The organism is Streptococcus sp. STR1/CE/0325 (assembly GCF_055386095.1).
In genome coordinates this window covers 1,118,731-1,139,664 of the sequence record NZ_AP045018.1, presented here as the reverse complement: position 1 = coordinate 1,139,664, position 20,934 = coordinate 1,118,731, and the positions used below count along the sequence as shown (strand labels likewise).

General features: G+C 44.7%; 17 protein-coding genes. All 17 read left to right on the top strand.

What is annotated here, in order from left to right; all coding sequences use genetic code 11:
- The first annotated feature begins 17 nt into the window (after positions 1–17).
- The 17 genes from ACZ49W_RS05615 to ACZ49W_RS05535 all read left to right on the top strand — a co-directional run bounded on the left by ACZ49W_RS05615 (position 18) and on the right by ACZ49W_RS05535 (position 20,903).
- On the top strand, positions 18–1,388 hold the full coding sequence (locus ACZ49W_RS05615; RefSeq protein ID WP_464814345.1) for an ethanolamine ammonia-lyase subunit EutB: 1,371 nt from the start codon (positions 18–20) through the stop codon (positions 1,386–1,388).
- Positions 1,389–1,404: 16 nt separating this feature from the next.
- Positions 1,405–2,358 carry an ethanolamine ammonia-lyase subunit EutC gene (gene eutC / locus ACZ49W_RS05610; protein WP_464814344.1) on the top strand — a complete coding sequence of 318 codons (954 nt, stop codon included), beginning with the start codon at positions 1,405–1,407 and terminating at the stop codon, positions 2,356–2,358.
- 16 nt (positions 2,359–2,374) lie between these two features.
- Positions 2,375–3,028 carry an ethanolamine utilization microcompartment protein EutL gene (gene eutL / locus ACZ49W_RS05605; protein WP_464814343.1) on the top strand — a complete coding sequence of 218 codons (654 nt, stop codon included), beginning with the start codon at positions 2,375–2,377 and terminating at the stop codon, positions 3,026–3,028.
- Between the two features lie 16 nt (positions 3,029–3,044).
- Positions 3,045–3,593 carry a BMC domain-containing protein gene (locus ACZ49W_RS05600; RefSeq protein WP_464814342.1) on the top strand — a complete coding sequence of 183 codons (549 nt, stop codon included), beginning with the start codon at positions 3,045–3,047 and terminating at the stop codon, positions 3,591–3,593.
- Entirely contained in the window at positions 3,594–5,087 is a 1,494-nt protein-coding gene (locus ACZ49W_RS05595; protein WP_464814341.1) for an acetaldehyde dehydrogenase (acetylating), read from the top strand. It abuts the gene before it with no gap.
- Between the two features lie 20 nt (positions 5,088–5,107).
- Positions 5,108–5,380: a BMC domain-containing protein gene (locus ACZ49W_RS05590; RefSeq protein WP_464814340.1), complete on the top strand. Its 273-nt coding sequence runs from the start codon at positions 5,108–5,110 to the stop codon at positions 5,378–5,380.
- Positions 5,381–5,421: 41 nt separating this feature from the next.
- Positions 5,422–5,703 carry a BMC domain-containing protein gene (locus ACZ49W_RS05585; protein ID WP_464814339.1) on the top strand — a complete coding sequence of 94 codons (282 nt, stop codon included), beginning with the start codon at positions 5,422–5,424 and terminating at the stop codon, positions 5,701–5,703.
- Positions 5,704–5,780: 77 nt separating this feature from the next.
- A complete protein-coding gene (locus ACZ49W_RS05580; protein WP_464814338.1) occupies positions 5,781–6,425 on the top strand; it encodes a hypothetical protein in 645 nt (214 codons plus the stop codon).
- Between the two features lie 14 nt (positions 6,426–6,439).
- The gene (gene eutD, locus ACZ49W_RS05575) at positions 6,440–7,075 is read left to right on the top strand and encodes an ethanolamine utilization phosphate acetyltransferase EutD (RefSeq protein ID WP_464814337.1); all 636 of its coding nucleotides are present in this window, start codon (positions 6,440–6,442) and stop codon (positions 7,073–7,075) included.
- 25 nt (positions 7,076–7,100) lie between these two features.
- Positions 7,101–7,721, top strand: coding sequence for an ethanolamine utilization protein (locus ACZ49W_RS05570; RefSeq protein WP_464814336.1), 621 nt, complete (start codon positions 7,101–7,103; stop codon positions 7,719–7,721).
- A 14-nt stretch (positions 7,722–7,735) separates the two neighbouring features.
- A complete protein-coding gene (locus ACZ49W_RS05565) occupies positions 7,736–8,008 on the top strand; it encodes a EutN/CcmL family microcompartment protein (protein ID WP_464814335.1) in 273 nt (90 codons plus the stop codon).
- 26 nt (positions 8,009–8,034) lie between these two features.
- A complete protein-coding gene (locus tag ACZ49W_RS05560) occupies positions 8,035–9,135 on the top strand; it encodes an ethanolamine utilization protein EutH (protein WP_464814334.1) in 1,101 nt (366 codons plus the stop codon).
- A gap of 18 nt (positions 9,136–9,153) precedes the next feature.
- A complete protein-coding gene (locus tag ACZ49W_RS05555; RefSeq protein ID WP_464814333.1) occupies positions 9,154–9,603 on the top strand; it encodes a cupin domain-containing protein in 450 nt (149 codons plus the stop codon).
- 182 nt (positions 9,604–9,785) lie between these two features.
- A complete protein-coding gene (locus ACZ49W_RS05550) occupies positions 9,786–11,882 on the top strand; it encodes a C69 family dipeptidase (RefSeq protein WP_464814332.1) in 2,097 nt (698 codons plus the stop codon).
- 36 nt (positions 11,883–11,918) lie between these two features.
- On the top strand, positions 11,919–15,134 hold the full coding sequence (locus ACZ49W_RS05545; RefSeq protein ID WP_464814331.1) for a ZmpA/ZmpB/ZmpC family metallo-endopeptidase: 3,216 nt from the start codon (positions 11,919–11,921) through the stop codon (positions 15,132–15,134).
- A 76-nt stretch (positions 15,135–15,210) separates the two neighbouring features.
- On the top strand, positions 15,211–18,759 hold the full coding sequence (locus ACZ49W_RS05540) for a pneumococcal-type histidine triad protein (protein ID WP_464814330.1): 3,549 nt from the start codon (positions 15,211–15,213) through the stop codon (positions 18,757–18,759).
- Between the two features lie 104 nt (positions 18,760–18,863).
- Positions 18,864–20,903 carry a dipeptidase gene (locus ACZ49W_RS05535; RefSeq protein WP_464814329.1) on the top strand — a complete coding sequence of 680 codons (2,040 nt, stop codon included), beginning with the start codon at positions 18,864–18,866 and terminating at the stop codon, positions 20,901–20,903.
- The last annotated feature ends 31 nt before the right edge of the window (positions 20,904–20,934 follow it).

The window sequence follows — 20,934 nt, the reverse complement described above, 5'->3', positions numbered from 1 at the left end:
AAAGGAGGATAGCTTTAATGATTTTAAAAACAAAATTATTCGGTAGAGTATATGATTTTAAATCTGTCAAAGAAGTATTGGCTAAGGCCAATGAGTACAAGTCAGGTGACCAGCTAGCAGGGGTTGCAGCAACTTCTGCTGAAGAGCGTGTCGCAGCCAAAGTCGTGCTAGCCCAGTTGACGCTAGAAGATTTGTTCAACCATCCGGTGGTTCCTTATGAAGAGGATGAGGTGACACGCATCATCATCGATGATGTCAATCTCAGAACCTTTAACAAGATTAAACACTGGACGGTACAGGATTTGCGTGAGTGGATTCTAGACAACAATACAACCGATATTGATATCAAATGGATTTCTCGTGGTTTGACTTCTGAAATGGTGGCTGCGGTTGCTAAACTTATGACCAACTTGGACTTAATCGTAGGAGCGCAAAAAATCACCATCACAAAGACGGCTAACACGACCATTGGGATGCCAGGAACGTTTTCATCTCGGTTGCAACCCAACCATACCACGGATGACCCAGATGGGATTATGGCCTCTACGATGGAAGGATTTGCCTATGGTTGTGGGGATGCGCTGTTAGGGCTTAACCCCGTAGATGATTCGGTCGAAAGCACCAAGCGTATCCTTCATAAATTCAATGACTTTATTGAAGAATATCAAATCCCGACCCAACATTGTGTGTTGGCTCACGTGACCACTCAGATTGAAGCCATGAATCAAGGCGCACCAACTGGACTGGTCTTCCAATCCATTGCTGGATCTGAAAAAGGAAATGAAGCCTTTGGTTTTAATGCAGCCACGATCCAAGAAGCCAGAGATACTGCTTTAAAAGTGGGTTCAGCTGCTGGTCCAAATGTCATGTATTTTGAAACAGGTCAAGGTTCTGAATTGTCCTCTGATGCGCACAATGGTGCCGACCAAGTGACTATGGAGGCACGTTGCTACGGCTTTGCTAAACGTTTTGATCCTTTCCTTGTCAATACCGTGGTAGGGTTCATCGGACCAGAATACCTCTACGACTCCAAACAAGTTATCCGTGCGGGTCTAGAAGATCACTTTATGGGCAAACTCACTGGTATTTCTATGGGTTGTGACATTTGCTACACCAACCACATGAAGGCGGACCAAAATGATGCGGAAAATCTTCTTGTTCTTCTTGGTGCGGCTAATGTCAACTACATCATGGCGATTCCACACGGGGATGACATCATGCTCAACTATCAAACCACTGGTTATCATGAAACAGCGACCATGCGTGATTTGTTTAACAAACGTCCAATCAAGGAATTTGAAGAATGGATGGAAAAAATGGGCTTGATGAAAGATGGTCATCTCACTGAAATCGGTGGAGACGGTTCTATCTTTATGAAAACCAACTAATGAGGAGGAAGTCACAGTGGATGAATTACAATTAAAAGAAATGATTCGCTCATTGCTTAGTGAAATGAGTGGTGAAACGGCAACTGGAGAAACTCCAGAAATCGCTGTGGTCAAAGAAGAACCTCAAAACGAGGTAGAAGTCGATAGCTTGAGCGCAGCTAAAACAAAGCAATATGAGCTTCCATCTGAGAGTGATGCGGATATTGAAGATGGCATCATTCCAGATATTACCGAAGTGGATATCCAAGAACAGTTCTTAGTGCCTCATGCGATCAATGAAGAGGCTTATCGCAAAATTAAGAAATTCACGCCAGCTCGTCTTGGTCTTTGGCGAGCAGGGAATCGCTATAAGACACAGTCTGTGTTACGCTTTAGAGCCGACCATGCGGCAGCTCAGGATGCAGTTTTCTCTTATGTTTCGGATGATTTTGTTAAGGACATGGGCTTTATTCCCGTTCAAACGCTCGCTGCGACTAAGGATGAGTATTTGACTCGCCCAGACTTGGGACGGATTTTCTCAGAAGAGCAACAACAATTTATCAAAGAACACTGCACGCCAAACGCTAAGGTGCAGATTGTCGTTGGAGATGGTCTTAGCTCATCTGCTATTGAAGCCAATGTCAGAGATTTTCTGCCAGCCCTAAAACAAGGTCTCAAGATGTTTGGGCTTGACTTTAACGAAGTGCTCTTTATCAAGCATGCGCGTGTGGCTGCCATGGACCAAATCGCAGAATTGACTGGTGCAGAAGTCATCTGTATGCTGGTTGGAGAGCGTCCTGGTCTTGTGACCGCAGAGTCCATGAGTGCTTACTTAGCTTATCGCCCAACAGTTGGTATGCCTGAAGCCAAACGGACGGTGCTTTCCAATATCCATAAAGGTGGAACACCAGCCGTTGAAGCAGGTGCTTATGTGGCTGAAATCATCAAAAAGATTCTTGAACACAAGAAATCTGGTGTGGATTTGAAATAAAAAGGAGGACCTTATTGTGATAAATGAACGTCTCGGTGCTACTGTTTTAAGTGCCCTACTTATTCCAAATGTCGATGCAGGTCTTGCGGCTTCCTTGGAGCTACAACCGCATCATAGAAGCCTTGGGATCATTACCGCAGATAGCGATGATGTGACCTATGTGGCGCTAGATGAAGCGACCAAGGCTGCGGATGTTGAGGTTGTCTATGCTAGAAGTATGTATGCGGGTGCTGGCAATGCCTCAACCAAACTAGCTGGTGAGGTCATCGGTATCCTAGCTGGTCCTAATCCAGAAGAAGTGAGAAGTGGTCTTGATGTGGCTGTCTATGAAATTGAAAATGGTGCTTGTTTTTACAGTGCCAATGACGACAATAGCATCCCTTATTTTGCTCACTGCATCTCAAGAGCAGGGTCTTACCTATCAGCTGGTGCTAATGCTGAGGAAGGTACGGCTATTGCTTACTTGATTGCCCCTCCAGCTGAGGCTATGGTCGGTCTTGATGCGGCTCTAAAAGCGGCGGATGTGCAGGTCGGTGCCTTTTATGGTCCACCAAGTGAAACCAACTTTGCTGGTGGCTTGTTGGTGGGGTCACAGTCTGCTTGTCGGGCGGCTTGTGATGCCTTTGCAAAAACGATTGTGGCAGTAGCCAATGATCCAAAGAGCTACTAAAATAGAGGACATGTAGATGACAAAACGAGCACTCGGTTTAATTGAAGTCAGAGGTTATCTAGGAGCTGTGGTTGCAGCTGATGCCGCACTAAAGGCAGCCGATGTGTCATTGCTTAATATTGAAACGGTCAAGTCAGGTCTTAATACCGTTCAGCTGATAGGAGATGTCAGTGCCGTTCGCTCGGCTGTGGATGCGGCGGTTGATGTGATTGTGAGTGAGCCTTATTACATTGCTAGTCATGTGATTTCACGACTAGACGATCAAACGCAGCTTCTTTTTGGCAAAAAAGAAGACAGTCACCCAACAGCTCTAGAGGCAACTCCTGATTTAGATAACCAAGAAGAAATCATCTTCCAAGACGTTGCAGAAGTCGTGGTCTCTGAAAAAGAGCCGCTCTTGGTTCCCAAATACCAAAAAGAAGAGCTTGAAAAACTAAAGGTGACAAAACTTCGTAGCATTGCTTATACAGAAAGCGATATTGCCCTTTCAAAGAAAGAGATTAAATTTGGCAATAAACGGACCTTGGTGGATGCCTTGTCTAAATTGTTAGAAAGGAAGGAATAGATGTTTTTAGAAGATAAAGACTTGGTTTCGATTCAAGAGGTGAGAAACCTTGTGCGTGCAGCCAAACGTGCACAAGAACAGCTCGCACAAATGAGTCAAGAACAAATTGATACCATTGTCAAAGTGGTCGCTAAAGCTTGTTATGATGAGCGCGAACGCTTGGCTAAAATGGCGGTAGAAGAGACTGGTTTTGGTCGCTGGCAAGATAAAGTCTTAAAAAACGCTCTTGCTTCTAAAGGGATTTTAGAAGAAATCAAGGACATGAGAACAGTCGGAATTCTACGGGAGGACAAGGAAAACCGTATCACAGAAGTTGCTGTTCCTGTTGGGGTGATTGCAGGACTAATTCCCTCCACTAATCCCACCTCAACCGTGATTTATAAGGCTTTGATTGCCCTTAAAGCGGGAAATAGTATCGTCTTTTCACCTCACCCTCATGCGCTAAAAAGCATTGAGGCAACGGTGGACATCATTAAAAAAGCAGCGAAAAGTGCTGGTTGTCCAGACGGTGCTATCGGAGTTATTACCCGTGTATCCCTCCAAGCGACCAAGGAATTGATGACCAATAAGGATACCAATCTTATCTTAGCCACTGGTGGCACACCTATGGTTAAGGCGGCCTACTCTTCTGGAACGCCTGCGATTGGCGTTGGTCCAGGAAATGGTCCATCCTTTATCGAAAAGACTGCGGATATTCAAAAGGCTGTTCGTCAAATTATTGAGTCTAAGACCTTTGATAATGGCGTGATTTGTGCGTCTGAGCAATCCATCATCGTAGAAGAAGAAAGCAAAGACGCTGTTGTGGCAGAGTTTAAAAAGCAAGGCGCTTACTTTGTACCAAAAGAAGATGCCAAGAAACTGGGAAGATTTATCATCCTACCAACAGGTGCCATGAATCCTAAAATGGTTGGAAAATCTGTTCAAGTTATCGGTGAGTTAGCAGGCATTTATGTTCCAGAAGATGCTAAACTCTTGATTGCAGATGGTGAGGGCGTCGGCAAGCAATATCCGTATTCTATGGAAAAATTAGCGCCAGTGCTTGGTTTTTACACCGTCAAGGACTGGAAAGAAGCCTGTGAGCTCAGCATGAAGATTTTGCACCACGAAGGCATCGGACACACCATGTCCATCCACACGCGTGACGATCATATCGTCAAAGAGTTTGCCCTTAAAAAACCAGTATCACGGCTTTTGGTTAACACCCCAGCTGCTCTTGGTGGTGTTGGGGCAACGACACGGCTCTTCCCAGCCTTTACTCTAGGTTGTGGGGCTGTGGGCGGTAGTGCAACGTCTGACAATGTCAGTCCAGTACATCTCTTTAATATCCGCCGGATTGCCTATGGCACAACTGAACTCTCTGACTTGCGTCAGGCAGAAGGGCAAGTCCATCAAGCGCCAGCTATTGAGGTCGAAACTGTCTTACCTGATGTGACTAATGAAGATCAGCTGGTTGATTTGCTAGTCAAGCGTGTTCTTGCAACACTAAATAAATAATTTTTTGGAGGAAATAGATTATGGCACATTCAAATGCACTTGGAATGGTAGAAACAAGAGGATTGGTCGGCGCGATTGAAGCCGCTGATGCAATGGTTAAGGCAGCCAACGTAACCCTTGTTGGCAAAGAACAAGTCGGCGCAGGACTTGTTACTGTCATGGTTCGTGGAGATGTGGGTGCGGTTAAAGCAGCCACAGACGCAGGCGCAGCTGCAGCAGAAAATGTTGGCGACTTGGTATCAGTTCATGTCATCCCACGTCCACACGCAGAAGTAGAAGTGATTTTACCCTAAGGATTAAGCCTTAAGAAAGATAAACGAAAGGAAAATAAATTATGGCACACGCAAATGCATTAGGAATGGTAGAAACAAGAGGATTGGTCGGCGCGATTGAGGCAGCTGATGCAATGGTTAAGGCAGCTAACGTGACCTTGATTGGAAAAGAACAAGTCGGCGCAGGACTTGTCACTGTCATGGTTCGTGGAGATGTGGGCGCTGTTAAAGCAGCCACAGACGCAGGCGCAGCTGCAGCAGAAAATGTTGGCGACTTGGTATCTGTTCACGTCATCCCACGTCCACACGCAGAAGTAGAAGTGATTCTACCTCAATCAGAATAAGGAAAATGAGAGGGACCTTCCTACCTTGTCACTCAAGGATAAGGTAGGTGAATCCCATCATAGAAGGATGTGAAGCTATGCCAGTTCTTACAGAAGCAAAGATTAGAAAAATGATGAAAGAATCTGGTCTCCTAGGTCGAGGAGTCTTGGAGTTAGGCGCAGATGAAAAATTGACGCCTGCTGCCAGAGGATTCTTAAACGATCGTCATATTAGCATTGTCACGTCTCATCGCACACAAGAAAAAGCAAGCCTGTCAGATAAAAGAGATCATAAACCGATTAGCACCCTAGAAGAGTCTGCTGTTTACCCTTGCTTATTTCAGTTGACCAAGCTCTATCCTTATTTTTTGAATGCTCAAAGGGCTTTACATCAAGCCTTTCTGAAGGAAAAGTGTGATCAGGTGGGACGATTACTTCATGTCCTTGAAAATCTGGTTGGTGAGCGCATTTTAGAAGATTTAAGAGACTATGATGACACCTTTTTGTCCCATACGGAATTGCAGGCTATACGGCTGAACAAACAACTAGACCAGCAAGGGGTAGCCATGACTTATGACGTGGAGGAGTGGCGTTTGGTGTGTTATAGCGCATACATTGAAACAAGGCTAATCCGTCAAAGCATGGAAAAAATCGCTGACTTAGAGCGTGATGGCTTTGCAACACAGGTGATTCAAACCTTGAAGTCGCTTGAGGTCTTGTTGTGGCTCATCGCCAGTGAATAGGAGGAGAAGGTGAGATGTCTATTGAACAATTAGTGAATAAGGTTGTTGAAAAATTAGAAAAAGAATTGGCGCTAGACACCAGTTTTGAAGTCGAAGCGAGCGGTCGGCATGTGCATTTGAGTCAAAAGGATTTGGATGCCTTGTTTGGACCAGGCTATCAACTGACCAAGGCAAAGGATCTGTCGCAACCTGGTCAGTATGCAGCCGAAGAGCGCATCACCATTCTAGGACCAAAAGGTGCGCTTCATAATGTCGTTATCTTAGGACCTGTGCGTAAGGAATCCCAAGTCGAAATTTCTGCAACGGATGGTTTGACCTTGGGCACCAAGGCGCCGATTCGTGAAAGTGGGGATATTGAAGGGACTCCCGGTATCATTCTTGCCAAAGGTACTAATAGTGTTTCCCTAGACAAGGGCTTGATTGTGGCGAAACGTCATGTGCATATGACACCAGAAGATGCTAAAAAAGCAGGTGTGGAAAATCATGAAATCGTTCAGGTCAAAGTAGAAAGCGACGGGCGTTCTCTGATTTTTGATGACGTGGTAATCCGTGTCAGTCCACAGTTTGCCACTTACATGCATATTGACTACGATGAAGCCAATGCTTGTGGTTTTAAAAAAGGCATGAGAGGCCAAATCATTAAAAAATAAGGGGCAAAAGAGAGGTTGATACCAGATGGAAAATTTAGATCAATTAGTTCAGATGATTACAGACCGCTTGCTGCAACAACTCAAACAAGCCCCTAAAAAAGAGTTGCTCTATGTGGTTGGCTCTCCTATTCTAAAAACCTCCCTCGAAAGACAAGGGTATGACTTGACCCTAGATATCAAAGAAGCCGACCGAGTGATTTTAGATGAGGTGAGCTTAGGGATGCTCCTAAGACTAGCAGGGCTTTGTCCAGTTGGTCAAGAAGAAGAAGCTATCCTTGAGAGCTTGCTTAAAGGAAAGAGCATCCTTGCCTCAAACGAGAAGGTCAAGGTGCGGTCTTATCAGGCTTCTTCCAAGGCTATTCTTTACAGAGATGTGACCAAACAGTTGAAACAGCTAGAAGACTATGGTCTGGTCTTTTATGAGGAGGGGGACGTTCTTTCTCTCTTATCTGCCGAGAAAAAAGAAGTCGTCTTAACCCAAGCACCTGATCGTGTGCCTAAGCGACCAAAACTCGTGACAGAAGCCAAGTTAAAAGCGCTAGACTTGAGTGAGGGAGATGTCTTTACCGTTGAAAAAGGCATGATTGTCACAGCGTTAGCTAAAGACTATCTCAAACGTCACCGGATCCAAATCATCACAGAATAAAAAGGAGTTAGATTATGTTTGTTGGGAAAATCGTTGGGAGTTTATGGGCAACCAGAAAGGATGAAAAATTAAATGGTTTGAAGTTTTTGGTGGTTGAGCCAACCCTAAGCGACCCCAAAACAACAGCTTCTCTGGTCATTGCAGCCGATTGTATCGGTGCAGGTGAGGGGGATTTGGTCATGGTGACAACAGGAAGCTCCGCTCGTGTGAGCTTAAACAAACCCGATATTCCAGTGGATATGGTGGTCACCGCCATTATTGACAAGGTGGATTATCAAACTGATTAAAATCAAATCAGGAGAAAAAGAAATATATGAGTATTAATGAGATTATTATCTACATCATGGTCCTTTTCATGCTCATCGGTGCCGTGGATAAGTGTATCGGTGGCAAATTAGGACTGAGTGAAAAATTTGAAGAAGGTATTATGGCCATGGGGGCTCTTGCCCTTTCCATGGCAGGGATCATGGTAGTGGCACCGTTATTGGCGAGTGTGTTAAAACCTGTTATTGTGCCGCTTTATGGCTTGGTGGGAGCTGACCCTTCCATCTTTGCCACGACCTTTATCGCCAATGATATGGGAGGTGCGCCTTTGGCGCTTAGTCTAGCTCAGGATCAAGCGGTCGGTAACTTTGCCGCTTATGTCCTTGGCTCTATGATGGGACCGACCATTGTCTTTACCATTCCAGTAGCGCTTGGGATTATTGAAAAAGAAGATCGTCCTTTATTGGCACGCGGTATCCTTTATGGTTTGGTAACGGTTCCTATTGGCTGCTTGATTGGTGGTCTTTTGGTACCAGGGCTTAGCTTTGTCACCCTTTTGGTCAATTTGATTCCGATTGTCATCGTGTCTGCCCTTATCTTTATCGGGCTTTTGGTGGCACCAGATGGCATGATTAAAGGCTTTGAAGTTTTTGGACAAATCATTGTGGTCATTGCGACACTTGGCCTTGCCTTTGGTGCCGCTCAGCTCCTAACAGGCAATCAATGGCTCATCAACCTCTATCCATCAGGCGCAGATACGCTCAAGGAAGCTTTTGAAGTGGTTGGCTCTATTGCTGTGACCTTGGCAGGTGCTTTTGGGCTGGTTGCAGTCTTTACCAAAGCCTTTAACAAACCGCTCTCAGCAGTTGGGAAATCTCTTGGGATGAACGAAGTCGGCGCAGCAGGTTTGGTCGCTTCTCTTGCTAACAATATTGCGATGTTCCAAATGCTCAAAGATATGGATAAACGTGGCAAGATTATTAACGTGGCCTTTGCTGTTTCTGCCTCTTTTGTCATTGGTGACCACCTTGGCTTTACAGCTGGTCAAAAACCAGAGATGATTGTTCCGATGATGGTGGGTAAATTTGTCGGCGGTGTGACAGCTGTTTTACTGGCCTTTATGCTCACTAAAAAAGAAGCAGCAGAATAAGAAGAAGGGAAAAAGACTATGGCAGACATCAATCGTGCAGAATTAGAACAAATGGTGCGTGCGATCATTTTAGAAGAGTTGGGGAAGTCCAGTCATAAAACCACCAGCAAAGACGGTGTGACAGCTATCTCCCTTCCTAAACTCGATGTGCGCAAAGAAGATCGTCTTGATACAGGAAAAGAAAGTGACAAGGTCTATACCAGAGATTTATTGACCTTGGAAGAAAGCCCACGTCTAGGTCTTGGGCTCATGACCATGGAAGAAACCACCTTCCCATGGCACTTGGACTATGATGAAATCGACTATGTCATCGAAGGCAGACTCGATATCATCGTTGGTGATGAAGTCATCTCAGCTGGTCCAGGTGAGGTCATCTTCATTCCAAAAGGAAGCGACATCCAGTTTTCTGTCAAAGAAAAAGCCCGCTTCATCTACATTACTTATCCAGCCGATTGGCAAAATCAATAACAAGAAACGAGCAAGTTTTAAGAAAGGCTTGCTCGTTTTTTTATTTCAAAACTTAAACTTTTCTTAAAAAGGGTGAAAAACTTAACACTCTTTGGTCAGCTGGGAGGGTATAATGTAATCGGATACAAATCAAAGGAAGATCTTTGATAATTTTTGATTCGGACTTAAAGGAGGTCATCAACATGGAATCAAAATACGTTAAAACACTCTTGGCAGCGGCTTTATTTTCTACTGTGATGCTAGCGTCTAAGCCGGCAGAAGCCTGCTCTGCTTTTATTATTGGTAAGAACTTGACAGAAGACGGTTCCTACATGTTTGGTCGGACCGAGGATTATCCTTTCCAAGACGGGACAGCTGATCACAACAAGAACTTCATCGTTCATGAGGCGACTGACTATCAACCAGGTGAGGTCCAACATGACGGCGACACAGGTTTTACCTATGAGCATGCGGCGCACGAGTACAAATACACCTCCACTCCAGATGCTGAACGTGGGGATAATCTAGAAACAACCGCTCAAAAAGCGCAACAAAGTGCTGATCAAGGGTTTGCAGAAAGCAACCTCAACGGAACCTACGGTGCACACGGTTTTAACGAGCACGGTGTGTCCATGTCTGCTACTGTAACGGCTAGCCCTGTTCCAGGCTATGAAACAGGAAACTTCCAAAAGATTGAAAAGGTCGATCCTTTCACCAAGATTCAAGAAGACACCTTGAAAAAAGAAGCCAAGGAAGCTGCTATCGCTAAGGCTCTAGCAGATGGAAAGAGTCAAGAAGAAGCAGACAAGGCAGGAGAAACTGCAGAACAAGCCATCAAACCACTAGGTGGTCTTGGCGAGTCTAGCATGATTGATTTGGTGCTCCCTCGGGTCAAGACAGCGCGCGAAGGTGTCGAGCTAGTGGCAAAAGTCCTCGATGAAAAAGGGGCTTATGATGGAAATGTCATCATGATTGGAGACAAAAAGGAACTCTGGTATATGGAAATTCTTTCTGGTCACCAATATGTTGCCATCAAATATCCAGATGACAAATACTCTGTTTTTCCCAATACTTGGTCTTTAGGTAGCGTTGATTTTAATGATAAGGAAAATGTCATCGCTTCAAAAGAAGTTGAAGCGATTGCGAAAAAAGCAGGATCTGCTACCTATGATGATAAAGGTAATTTCTTGATTGCCCGCTCTTATGGTCCAGACAAAGATTCCCCAGGCAACCGCTCAAGAGCCTATGCAGGGATTAAGCTCTTAGATCCAGCCTCTCCTATCAAGTTTGATGATCCATTTTATGATTTACTTCGCTCACCAAGCGACCCAAGTAAGAAATTTTCACTTCGGGATGTCTTTGCCTTGCAAAGAAACCGCTTTGAGCATATGACGCAGTTTATCCCAGATGATCAAGCACCAGCAGAACTCCACTACAACCGCAGGATTGGGAATGACCTTTATAAATACCCACTCGGCAATAAAAACGTCATCAATGCTCACGTCTATCAAATTCGCCCAGATCTACCAACGGAATTTGGCGGGGTGGCTTGGCTAGGCTTTGGTCAAACTAGAAATACCCTTTATTTGCCATACTACGGCAATATCATGGAAACACCAAAAGAGTTTCACCCACAAACAACGGAGTATGACACCAATTCTTGGTACTGGACAGCTCAAAACATTGATAAACTCACCTCTGAGCACTATGATTTGTTTGACCACACCATCCAAAACCGTTGGAAAGCCATTGAAGAAAAAGAAATAGCTCGTCAAGAAAAGATGAATCAATTCTATGCCAAAGCAGGGCTCTCTAAGGATAAGGAAAAAGAATGGGTAACTGCAGATTTCCTTGATCTCGCCAAGACCATGTTTAAAGAAATGAAGACGGTGGAAAAGAAAATCCAAGAAGCGATCGCAGGCGACAAGGATGCGCTCAAATGGTTGCAAAGTCAAGATAATCTTCCTAGCCTACCAGAGCCACGCTTCTTGTCCTTGATGATGCAGCCGACCTACCATGCACCGGTCAATCCAGTTGCTCCTGTGGTTAAAAATAGCCCTGTCGTGAAAGGCATGACGCATCTCCTTCAACCACAAGCACAAGCCGATGAAAAAACACCAAATGCCAAAGAAACAGCACAACCACTTACTCAAGAAGAAAAGACCAAATCAACGATGTCTAATAACCTAAATCAAGAAATACTACCAAGCACAGGCAGCAAGGAACAATCTCTTCTTCCAGTAGCAGGAATCTTGAGCTTACTCTTGGCTGGTCTTGGCTTAAAGAAAAAAGAAAACTAGTTTTTTCCTTTACGTCCGATGAAATGAGGTTGGCTAATGAAAAACAAACGCTTAAAAACGCTTTTTCTAGGAAAAAGATCCCTTCCCCTTTATTCTACCGCTTTACTCATCGCAGCAAGTGGCTATGTGTCCTTAGTTAAAGCCGATGAAGTGGATACAAGTCTAAACCAAGAGCCACAGGCTGCACTTGCGACTCATCAAGAAACAACACCCTCGACCGAGCGAGCTGCAACCACTCAAGAGACAGACGTTGCGCTTGAGAATGCCAAGCTCTTGATGCCATTTGCGGGTGATGATCAAATCAAGGATTTTGCCAAGTCTCTTCCAGCAGATGACAAGTTGGTTAATGAAGCACTATTATCTGCGACCCCTCTTCAAGGTCATGCGATTGTGACCGATTTGGAAGAAAAGGGAGCTTTGGTGGACCAAGTCCTACTCCATTATAAGGATAAGGCAACAGAATCTCGCCCGATTCTTTACCAAGCGACTGATCAAGACAGGCATCTGCATTATGATTTGGGAAATGGTCTCTCTTATACGCCCCAAGCGAGCGTTAGGGATGTGAGTGCGATTTTGGACCGGATTGTTCCTGAACTTCAAAAGGTGGCGTATCGCTCGGAGCAAACCTATGCGGCGCTTGGTTTAACAGCTGACCAAGACAATCAGATGACCCAGTTGTATCTGGAACCTGCTTTTGATGCAACCAAGGAAAGCATCCGAGAAAGCATGAAAAAAGTGCTAGAAAGCGATCAAACCTTGGACTTTAGTAGTCCTTCTGCGGTAGATGCTTGGGTGCAAAAGCTGATTGACCATAAGGAAGCGATTCTATTTGGTCTTTCTTACCTCAATCGGTGGTACGATGTGGCTTATGGTGAGATCAATACCAAGGATTTGACGATTTATCACCAAGATTTCTTTGGCAAGAAAAATCGTCCTTTGGACCTCTTGCTGGCGCTAGGTGAGAAGGGTTATCAAGCCTATGCTCCGCAAAATAACTATGAGACCTATCAAGAGGTGGTGGCTAACTTTACTGGGCAAGCGACTTTGCCTGATCTCTTGGAATATTATAGAGAGGCGTTTTTACCAGAAGTGAGCACGGCTGATTGGTTTAAGCAGACTTCAAAAGCCTATATCGTGGATGAGCCGTCTCATGAGTTGACAGGTGTTTCGATGACCTTATATGACCGTCTCAAAGACCTCACAAGAACAGATGAGTACACCACAGATAAGAATAAAAAACGCTTTAGAAACATGCTATTGCCGCTTTTGACCATTCCAGAGCACAATGTCTATATCATCAACGATTTGGCCAATATTGTCTTTGGAACTTATGAACGCTATGTGGATCCAAAACTTGAGGCAGAAAATCCGTCTCTTTATCAAGAAAAGGTAGCTGCTTTTGAAAAAGAAGTGGCAGAAGCAGCAGAAAAATTTAGGCGGCATTTTGACACATGGTACCGGATTTTACCAGAAGAGTACAAGCATCAGATGGCTTATTATGTGCCGGTTTGGGATACCCAAGGCATCTATGAGCGTAGTCCAAAGACGGGCTTGTTTGAAGGCTTTTGGTTTACCGATAGTGGGGAGAACACGAGACCATCCATTCAAAATTTCTTTGGTCCAACAGGGTCTCATCAGCCTCGTGATGACCGTTATGTGGGAGCTTACGCTGATGCGTTGGAAAAGGAAGTCGCCTTTATCATCACCAGTCTCATCAGTGAGCGTGGTATTGGTACACTGACCCATGAGATGGTGCATATGTTTGACTATTACACTTATCTCTTGCAAAATGGTCGGCGGCAATTCATGTGGCCAGAAGCCTTTCCAGAAGGTTTCCTCCAAGCACCAGACAACAGTGACGTGCCAATTATCGGGATTAACTCTGTCCTAGACCATACGGATAATACGGAGCGTCAGCGTTTCCACAATTTAAAACCAGAACGCTTTCAAACTGCAGATGATCTTAAAGACTATATGCACGGTGTTTTTGATGTGGTGTATCTGATGGAGTACGCAGAAGGTATGGCGGTTCTTGAGAAAGATCAAGATATTCAAAAGAAATGGTTTAACAAGTTAGAAACCATCAATGTGGTTGATGACAACGGCTACAATGAGGGCAGAAATGTTAAGCGACCATTTACTGATGAAGAGTGGAAGGAAATGAAGCTCAAGACCATTGATGACTTAGTGGACAACAACGTCATGGTCAACCGTGGCTACAATCCTAAATATGATAAGACCATTGAGTTTGACGCTGAGCATCCGAATCAACTACTCCAAAATGGTTATGATATGATCACGCCTTTTGGTCCGATTTATGCTTCAGCAGAAAGCCCATCTTCACCAGGAGATCTCTCCTTTAGACGCACAGGTTTTGAGCTTTTGGCTGAAAAAGGATTCAAAGATGGTTTGGTGCCGTATGCTTCCAATCAATATCAAAATGAAGCCTGGTCTTTGGAAACGCCAGACTGGTCGGTTAGCGATCCCCTTGTTTTGGGGCATATCTTGCCAGAATATCAAGGTTCTTTTGCTAACTTTAAAAAGGCCATGTACCATCAGCGTATCGATCAGCTGGAACAATTAAAACCAGTGACCATTCATCTCGGAGATGAAGTGGTAGAGGTCAGCTCTTTTGATGTCTTGATGGATTTGATGAGAAAAGCCGTGGATGAGGATATCAAGAACGATGCTATTGACAATAGTCAAGCTTCTCAAGTCACCCAGTTGGAAAAAGCCCTTTTAGATGCTTACCTCAAGTCAACGGATGACTTTAGAACCTCAATCTTTGCTGAAAAAATGGCAGAACCCCAACCAGAACTCCCACAAGACCAGCCAAAATCAGAGACCAAGGGTGAGGAAATGCCCCCAGCCTTTGAGAAAAAGGATGACAATAAAGTGGGGCAACAAGTCCAGCCGAAGCAAGATAAGGAAATCCAAAGCCACTCCCAAGAAACGACTCCAAAACACGAGCATACCGTCTTGGGTGATGAAGGTTACGGTCAAACCAATGCGACCACTCTCTTGCAGTCTTTAGAGAGGATCAAATCACGGCATTTAGCTGTAAAACAAAGGGCAGAACACTCTCGCATGACGCTGTCTAAAGAGCAGGACAAGGATAGCCGTGAGATGACATCGTCTCAAGATAACCTGCCAGATACAGGTGACGTTCGATCAGCTGCACCTCTTGCTATGGGGCTTTTGCTCCTTGGTGTTGCTAGCTTTGGCGCTCGCATCTCAACTAAAAAAGAATAGAGAGAAAGCAAACGAAGGAAAGGAGGCTGGGTTATTCCAGTCTCTTTTTTACTCTGTTAGGAGGTAAAAAGACACGATGAAAGGATTTTACAAAGAAAGACCAAAATGGTCGCTTAGAAAATACTCAGTCGGCTTACTATCTGTTTTGATGGGAATCGGCTGGCTGTCCCCCGTAGCAGCTGAGACATTGTCAGAAGGAGGGCTGCCCCTTGACTACCATTATGTGTCTGAGGACGAGCTGACTAAGGAAGAAAAACAATGGATTCACCCAGATCTTCCTAAGGCTTTTGAAAAGGAGACGTCCTACTATCTGGTTTACCGACCAGAAAAAGCCCACGCCCTTCCTGTGACGGGAATGACTGGTCTGAGTGATCTTATGGCAGGAGCGGGATTGCTTTTTCTAGTGGCTGGGGTGATTTGGTCTAAAAAACGTCAAACATTTCAGATGGTGTCGCTTTTTGTTGTCACAACATCAGGACTTGTATGGCATTTGGATCCCAGTCAGGCGCTAGAAAGCCATCTGCTTAAAGCCTATGATCAAACCTTTTTCTTAAAAGCAGGAGATGATCTTCCAAATCCTCTTTCTATTCAAGGATTTCACTATGTTGGCTACCTTATGCCGTCAGAGTGGCAGGCATTGGAAGAAGAAAAAACGGCTAATTTAGAAAAGGCATCAGACAAACATCTGACGGCAGACCAAAGAGAAAAAAGGGAAAATGACCAGACGTCAGAAAGGATAGCACCAGTCATTCCTACTCTCAATCCATCACGCACGTCAGAGTCAAGCGTAGGTTCTATTTTAGAGTCCTCTCATTCCACCGCTTCGTCTGTCTTGTCAGAAGGTCTTGTGGAGAGTTCAGAGGTGGCAACCCCAGATACCTCATCTGCTGTATTGGCAACTCCGCCTTCTCTTGCTGATTCAGTCGTAGGTTCTATTTTAGAGTCCTCTCATTCCACCGCCTCGTCCGTCATGTCAGAAGGTCTTGTGGAGAGTTCAGAGGTGGCGGTAGCGGATACCTCGTCTGTTTTAGTGGAGACTCCGCCTTCTCTTGCTGATTCAGTCGCAGGTTCAGTTTTAGAGTCCTCTCATTCCACCGCCTCGTCCGTCATGTCAGAAGGTCTTGTGGAGAGTTCAGAGGTGGCGGTAGCGGATACCTCGTCTGTTTTAGTGGAGACTCCGCCTTCTCTTGCTGATTCAGTCGCAGATTCAGTTTTAGAGTTATCTCATTCCACCGCTTCGTCTGTCATGTCAGAAGGTCTTGTGGAGAGTTCAGAGGTGGCGGTAGCGGATACCTCGTCTGTTTTAGTGGAGACTCCGCCTTCTCTTGCTGATTCAGTCGCAGATTCAGTTTTAGAGTTATCTCATTCCACCGCTTCGTCTATCTTGTCAGAAGGTCTTGTGGAGAGTTCAGAGGTAGTAACCCCGGATACCTCATCTGCTGTATTGGCAACTCCGTCTTCTCTTGCAGCTTCAGTCGCAGATTCTATTTTAGAGCCCTCCCATTCCACCGCTTCGTCCACATTGTCAGAAGGTCTTGCCTTGGGTTCTGAGGTGGTGCTGCCAGCTACCTCGTCTGTTTCTAGCCTTTCGGAAAGGAGTGTCAATTCTTCTCTTGCTATGACTTCTGAACAAGGGAAACATCAAGAAATGGATCAAGCCACTAGCCTTAGCGCCTCGTCTGCTATGAGTGTGACCACGTCTGTGGTGGCAACGGGCTCTTTGACCCCAGACAAGCCAATCGTCAATCATCCTCTAGGTCCACCGCCTGTGATGCCCTTAGACGCCTTTACTTTTAGCGCACAAAATGTGGTCGCAAAACTAGATGAAGGCTACTTGGTCGGACACGGATTTCCAGGCACCTTGGGCTATCACACGCATTTCTTTTATTTCAAGGACTTGACGCCAGAACAAATCCAAGCGGCAGATGCTGTCTTAGCCATGAAAGCCAGCGATCCTAGTCCCCAAAAAGCACAGCCTACGACCATTCCGATTGAAAGCATCTTTCCAATCGAGAGTTTTTCAAGAGATGCCACAGATAAGGAAAAGATGACCTATATCGCTGATACCTATCATATTCCTCTTGAGGCCATAAAAATCTCCAAGGACTATTTCGTCTTTAACAATCCCGATCAAGCCTACGACCCGACCCATATTCACCCTTATGCTGTCTTAAAGGACCATGTCCGCATTCCTTTAGAAACAGATGTGCCTGAATTAAATTTCCTCAACGAATGGCTCACTACCTCTTACCGTGCTGGGCTTTCGCCTTATCGCCTAAAGGTTCAAGGCAATACCTTTGTCATTCCACATGTGGATCATAACCATTATATCCTGATTCAAACGCCAGATGCCAAGGCATTTGTGCAGCGTTTTTTGCCGGATGTGACGCTCACCTATCAGGCTGGTGCCTTCCAAAAAGAACCTGTCGTGCAAGAAGTGGCCAAACTCATTGCTGAAAGTAAAAATCGTTATAGCAAAAATCCGATTTATCTCGATAAACTGCTCCTTAGTCTGGGACGCTTTTTGGATGATTTAGAGCAATTACCAAGCAATTCCACAGCGGGCTATCTGGCAGATTTGAAGTCATTTAAAGAGCAGTATATCGCGCAAGAATTTTCCTTTGAGACAAAAGGAGAAAACAACCTACTGACAAAGCGTTACACGGAGTTGGTTCACCAGCTTTCTCTTAGTACACTTAATAAAGACGAGGAAAAAGAGGTCTTAGCGCACTTGCAAAAGGCTGTTCAAGACAAGGATGAAAAGACCTTGGCTCATGTTGCCGGCTTGCTTTCAAGTCTGGATGATTTCAAGAAACGTCCAGGGATTACAGCGGTTGAGTATTTGAAATTCTTTTTTGAAACCTTACATGACGCGAGAGTACCAGCTGATGTGCGCCAAAAAATGGCTGAAGCCAGCATTTTGATTTATCAAGATCAAGCTGAGCGTCTCCCTGTTTCTTTGCCTTTGCATTATAGAGCGTTTTACGAGCTCAAAGAGCAGGCAAAAGCCTACCTCGCAAAAGGTGAAAAACAAGACTTGAGTGCAGAAAGTCTGCTTGAGCAAACAGGTACCACGGACACCTATGCCCACTTGATCGCCGATTTTATCGGTGTGATTGATAAAGACAGCTCCGTGCCTCAATTTGACAGCCAACCGCAAACGAAAAAAGAAGGCACGCAGGAACAAAAAGAACAGCAAGAATTACTGGATGTCTTGGTCAAGGTCACAGAACTCGCCAATTATCTAGAAGAGGCAACTGTAAGACAAGCGCAGTTGGACAACATTCATCACTTCTACCAAGAAATTAAAGCGTCCCAAAAAAACCATCAGCAACTCCTAGAAGAACTCAACCAATTCATCCAAACCCTAGAAACCTTATTAAGAGAAGAAGAGGAACAAGACCAAGCTAAGGACAAGGATAATAGCCGAGATGCTTCTTTACAAGAGGACACTCCTTCTTTTGAAAAGGCATCAGCTGACGACGAGGACGAAGCGCCTGATCCAAAGGGAGATGAAAACGAGGACGAAGAAGAGTTTGAAGATGACGAAGAAGCCCTATCTTCTTTTGATGAGGAGACGAGTTCGCTTTGGTTTCATGCGCCAAATTTTTTCCTCAAAAGGTGAAGGATTTAACACTTTTGTCAGAAGAAAAGGAGTATAATGTAAGCGAATACAAGGTTAGGAAAACCATCTTGTTTGATTTTCATTGACAAAGGAGGAGATAACAGATGAAATCAAAACATATTAAAACCATTTTTGCCGCAGCACTCTTTTCAACCATGGTTTTGGCAGCAAAACCAGCAGAAGCATGTACTGGTTTTATCATTGGTAAGGATTTGACAGAGGACGGCACCTTCATGTTTGGTCGTACCGAAGACTATCCGTTCCAAGACGGCAATGCAGCCCACAATAAAAACTTCATCGTGCATGAAGCAACGACCTACCAAGATGGTGACGTGCTTCATGAAGGCGACACTGGCTTTAACTATCCTCACGAAGCCACAGAAATGAAATACACCACTGTATCAGATGGTAGTCGTGATGACGGTGAAAACCTCAACGGTGACTATGGTGAGCATGGCTTTAACGAAGCTGGAGTATCTATGACCGCTACTGTAACGGCTAGTCCTCTTGCTTACCAAAAAGGTAATCATAAAGAAATCGAAAAAGTTGACCCATTTGCCCAAGTCCTAGAAGAGCAAGAAAAAGCGAAAATCAAAGAAAAGGCCTTGGCTGAAGGAAAAACAGAAGAAGAAGCAGATGCTCTTGCAGAATCTACCTATCACAGACTAGGGGCTCTTGGTGAGTCTGGTATGACTGACCTTATCTTACCACGGGTGAAAACAGCGCGTGAAGGGGTTGAGCTCATGGCTAAGGTCTTGGATGATAGAGGTGCTTATGATGGTAATATCGTCTTAATCGCTGATCCAAATGAACTTTGGTACATGGAAATCCTTTCTCGTCATCAATATGTAGCCATTAAGTATCCAGCGGATAAATTCTCTGTCTTTCCAAATACTTGGTTCCTAGGTAGCGTTGACTTTAACGATAAAGAAAATGTCATTGCTTCAAAAGATGTCATTGCAGTTGCTAAAAAAGCAGGGACAGCGACCTATGACAAGGACGGCAACTTCCTTATCGCACGTTCTTATGGCCCAAATAAATACTCTCCTGGTGACCAATCTCGTGCCTTTGCAGGCATCAAATGGCTAGATCCAGACGCAGATGTGCACTATGAAGACCAATTCTATGATTTGCTTCGCACACCAACGCACAAGGATCACAAATACACTGTTCAAGATGCCTTTGCCCTTCAACGTAACCGCTTTGAACACTTGCCACAATTTAAACCAGACGATGAAGTCCCAGCTGGTTATCACAAGAAATGGGATGACCCTGTTTACAAATATGCCCTTGGTAACAGAAACGTTATCGATCCACATGTTTACCAAACAGGACTAAAACTTCCAGTTGGATTTGGTGGTGTTGCTTGGATGGGACTTGGTCAATCTAGAAATACTCCGTACATTTCTTACTACGGTAATATCACTAAAACACCAGATTACTTCCATCCACAATCTCAAAGCTATGATACCAACTCATGGTACTGGACAGCGCAACACATTGACGAGTTAGCATCTAGCAATGCCTCCCTCTTTGGCAAGACCATTCAAAATCGTTGGAAAGCCTTAGAGCGTGCAGAAATCAAACGTCAAAAGATGCAAAATGATTTCTACGAAACAGCTGGTCTAACTGCTGAGCAAGCAAGTGGCGCAGTCACTCAAGACTTCTTTGCCTTGACGGATGTCGTCTTTAAAGAAATGAAACTGGTCGAAAGCAAGATGGAAGCAGCCATTAAAGGCGACCGTGCCGCTCTTGCTTACTTGGAAGATGTTTCTACCCTCCCAGAATTACCAGCCCTTCATTTGAAAAAGGCTGATAGCGCACCAACAAGCTTTGAACAAAAGAAATTTGATTTGAAAGACTTGGATAAGATTGTCCAAAATGAAAATGGCAAATCTATTCATCACATGGTCACACCAATTGTCACTCCAGAAAAAGACATGAAGGCTATGGTGAAACAAGTTGCTCATCAAGATAAAGCAGCTACTTACTCTCTTATGACAACGGAGAAGAAGGCTATGGATAAAACAGATAATGCCCTTCCAGAAACAGGTGCAAAATCAAGTCTCCTTGCAAGCAGCCTAGGTCTTGTGAGCCTTGCTTTGGCAGGAGCTTTGATGAAGAAAAAGAAAGAGACTGTTTAAGTAAAAACAGCTAGAAAGACGTAGCTAGTTG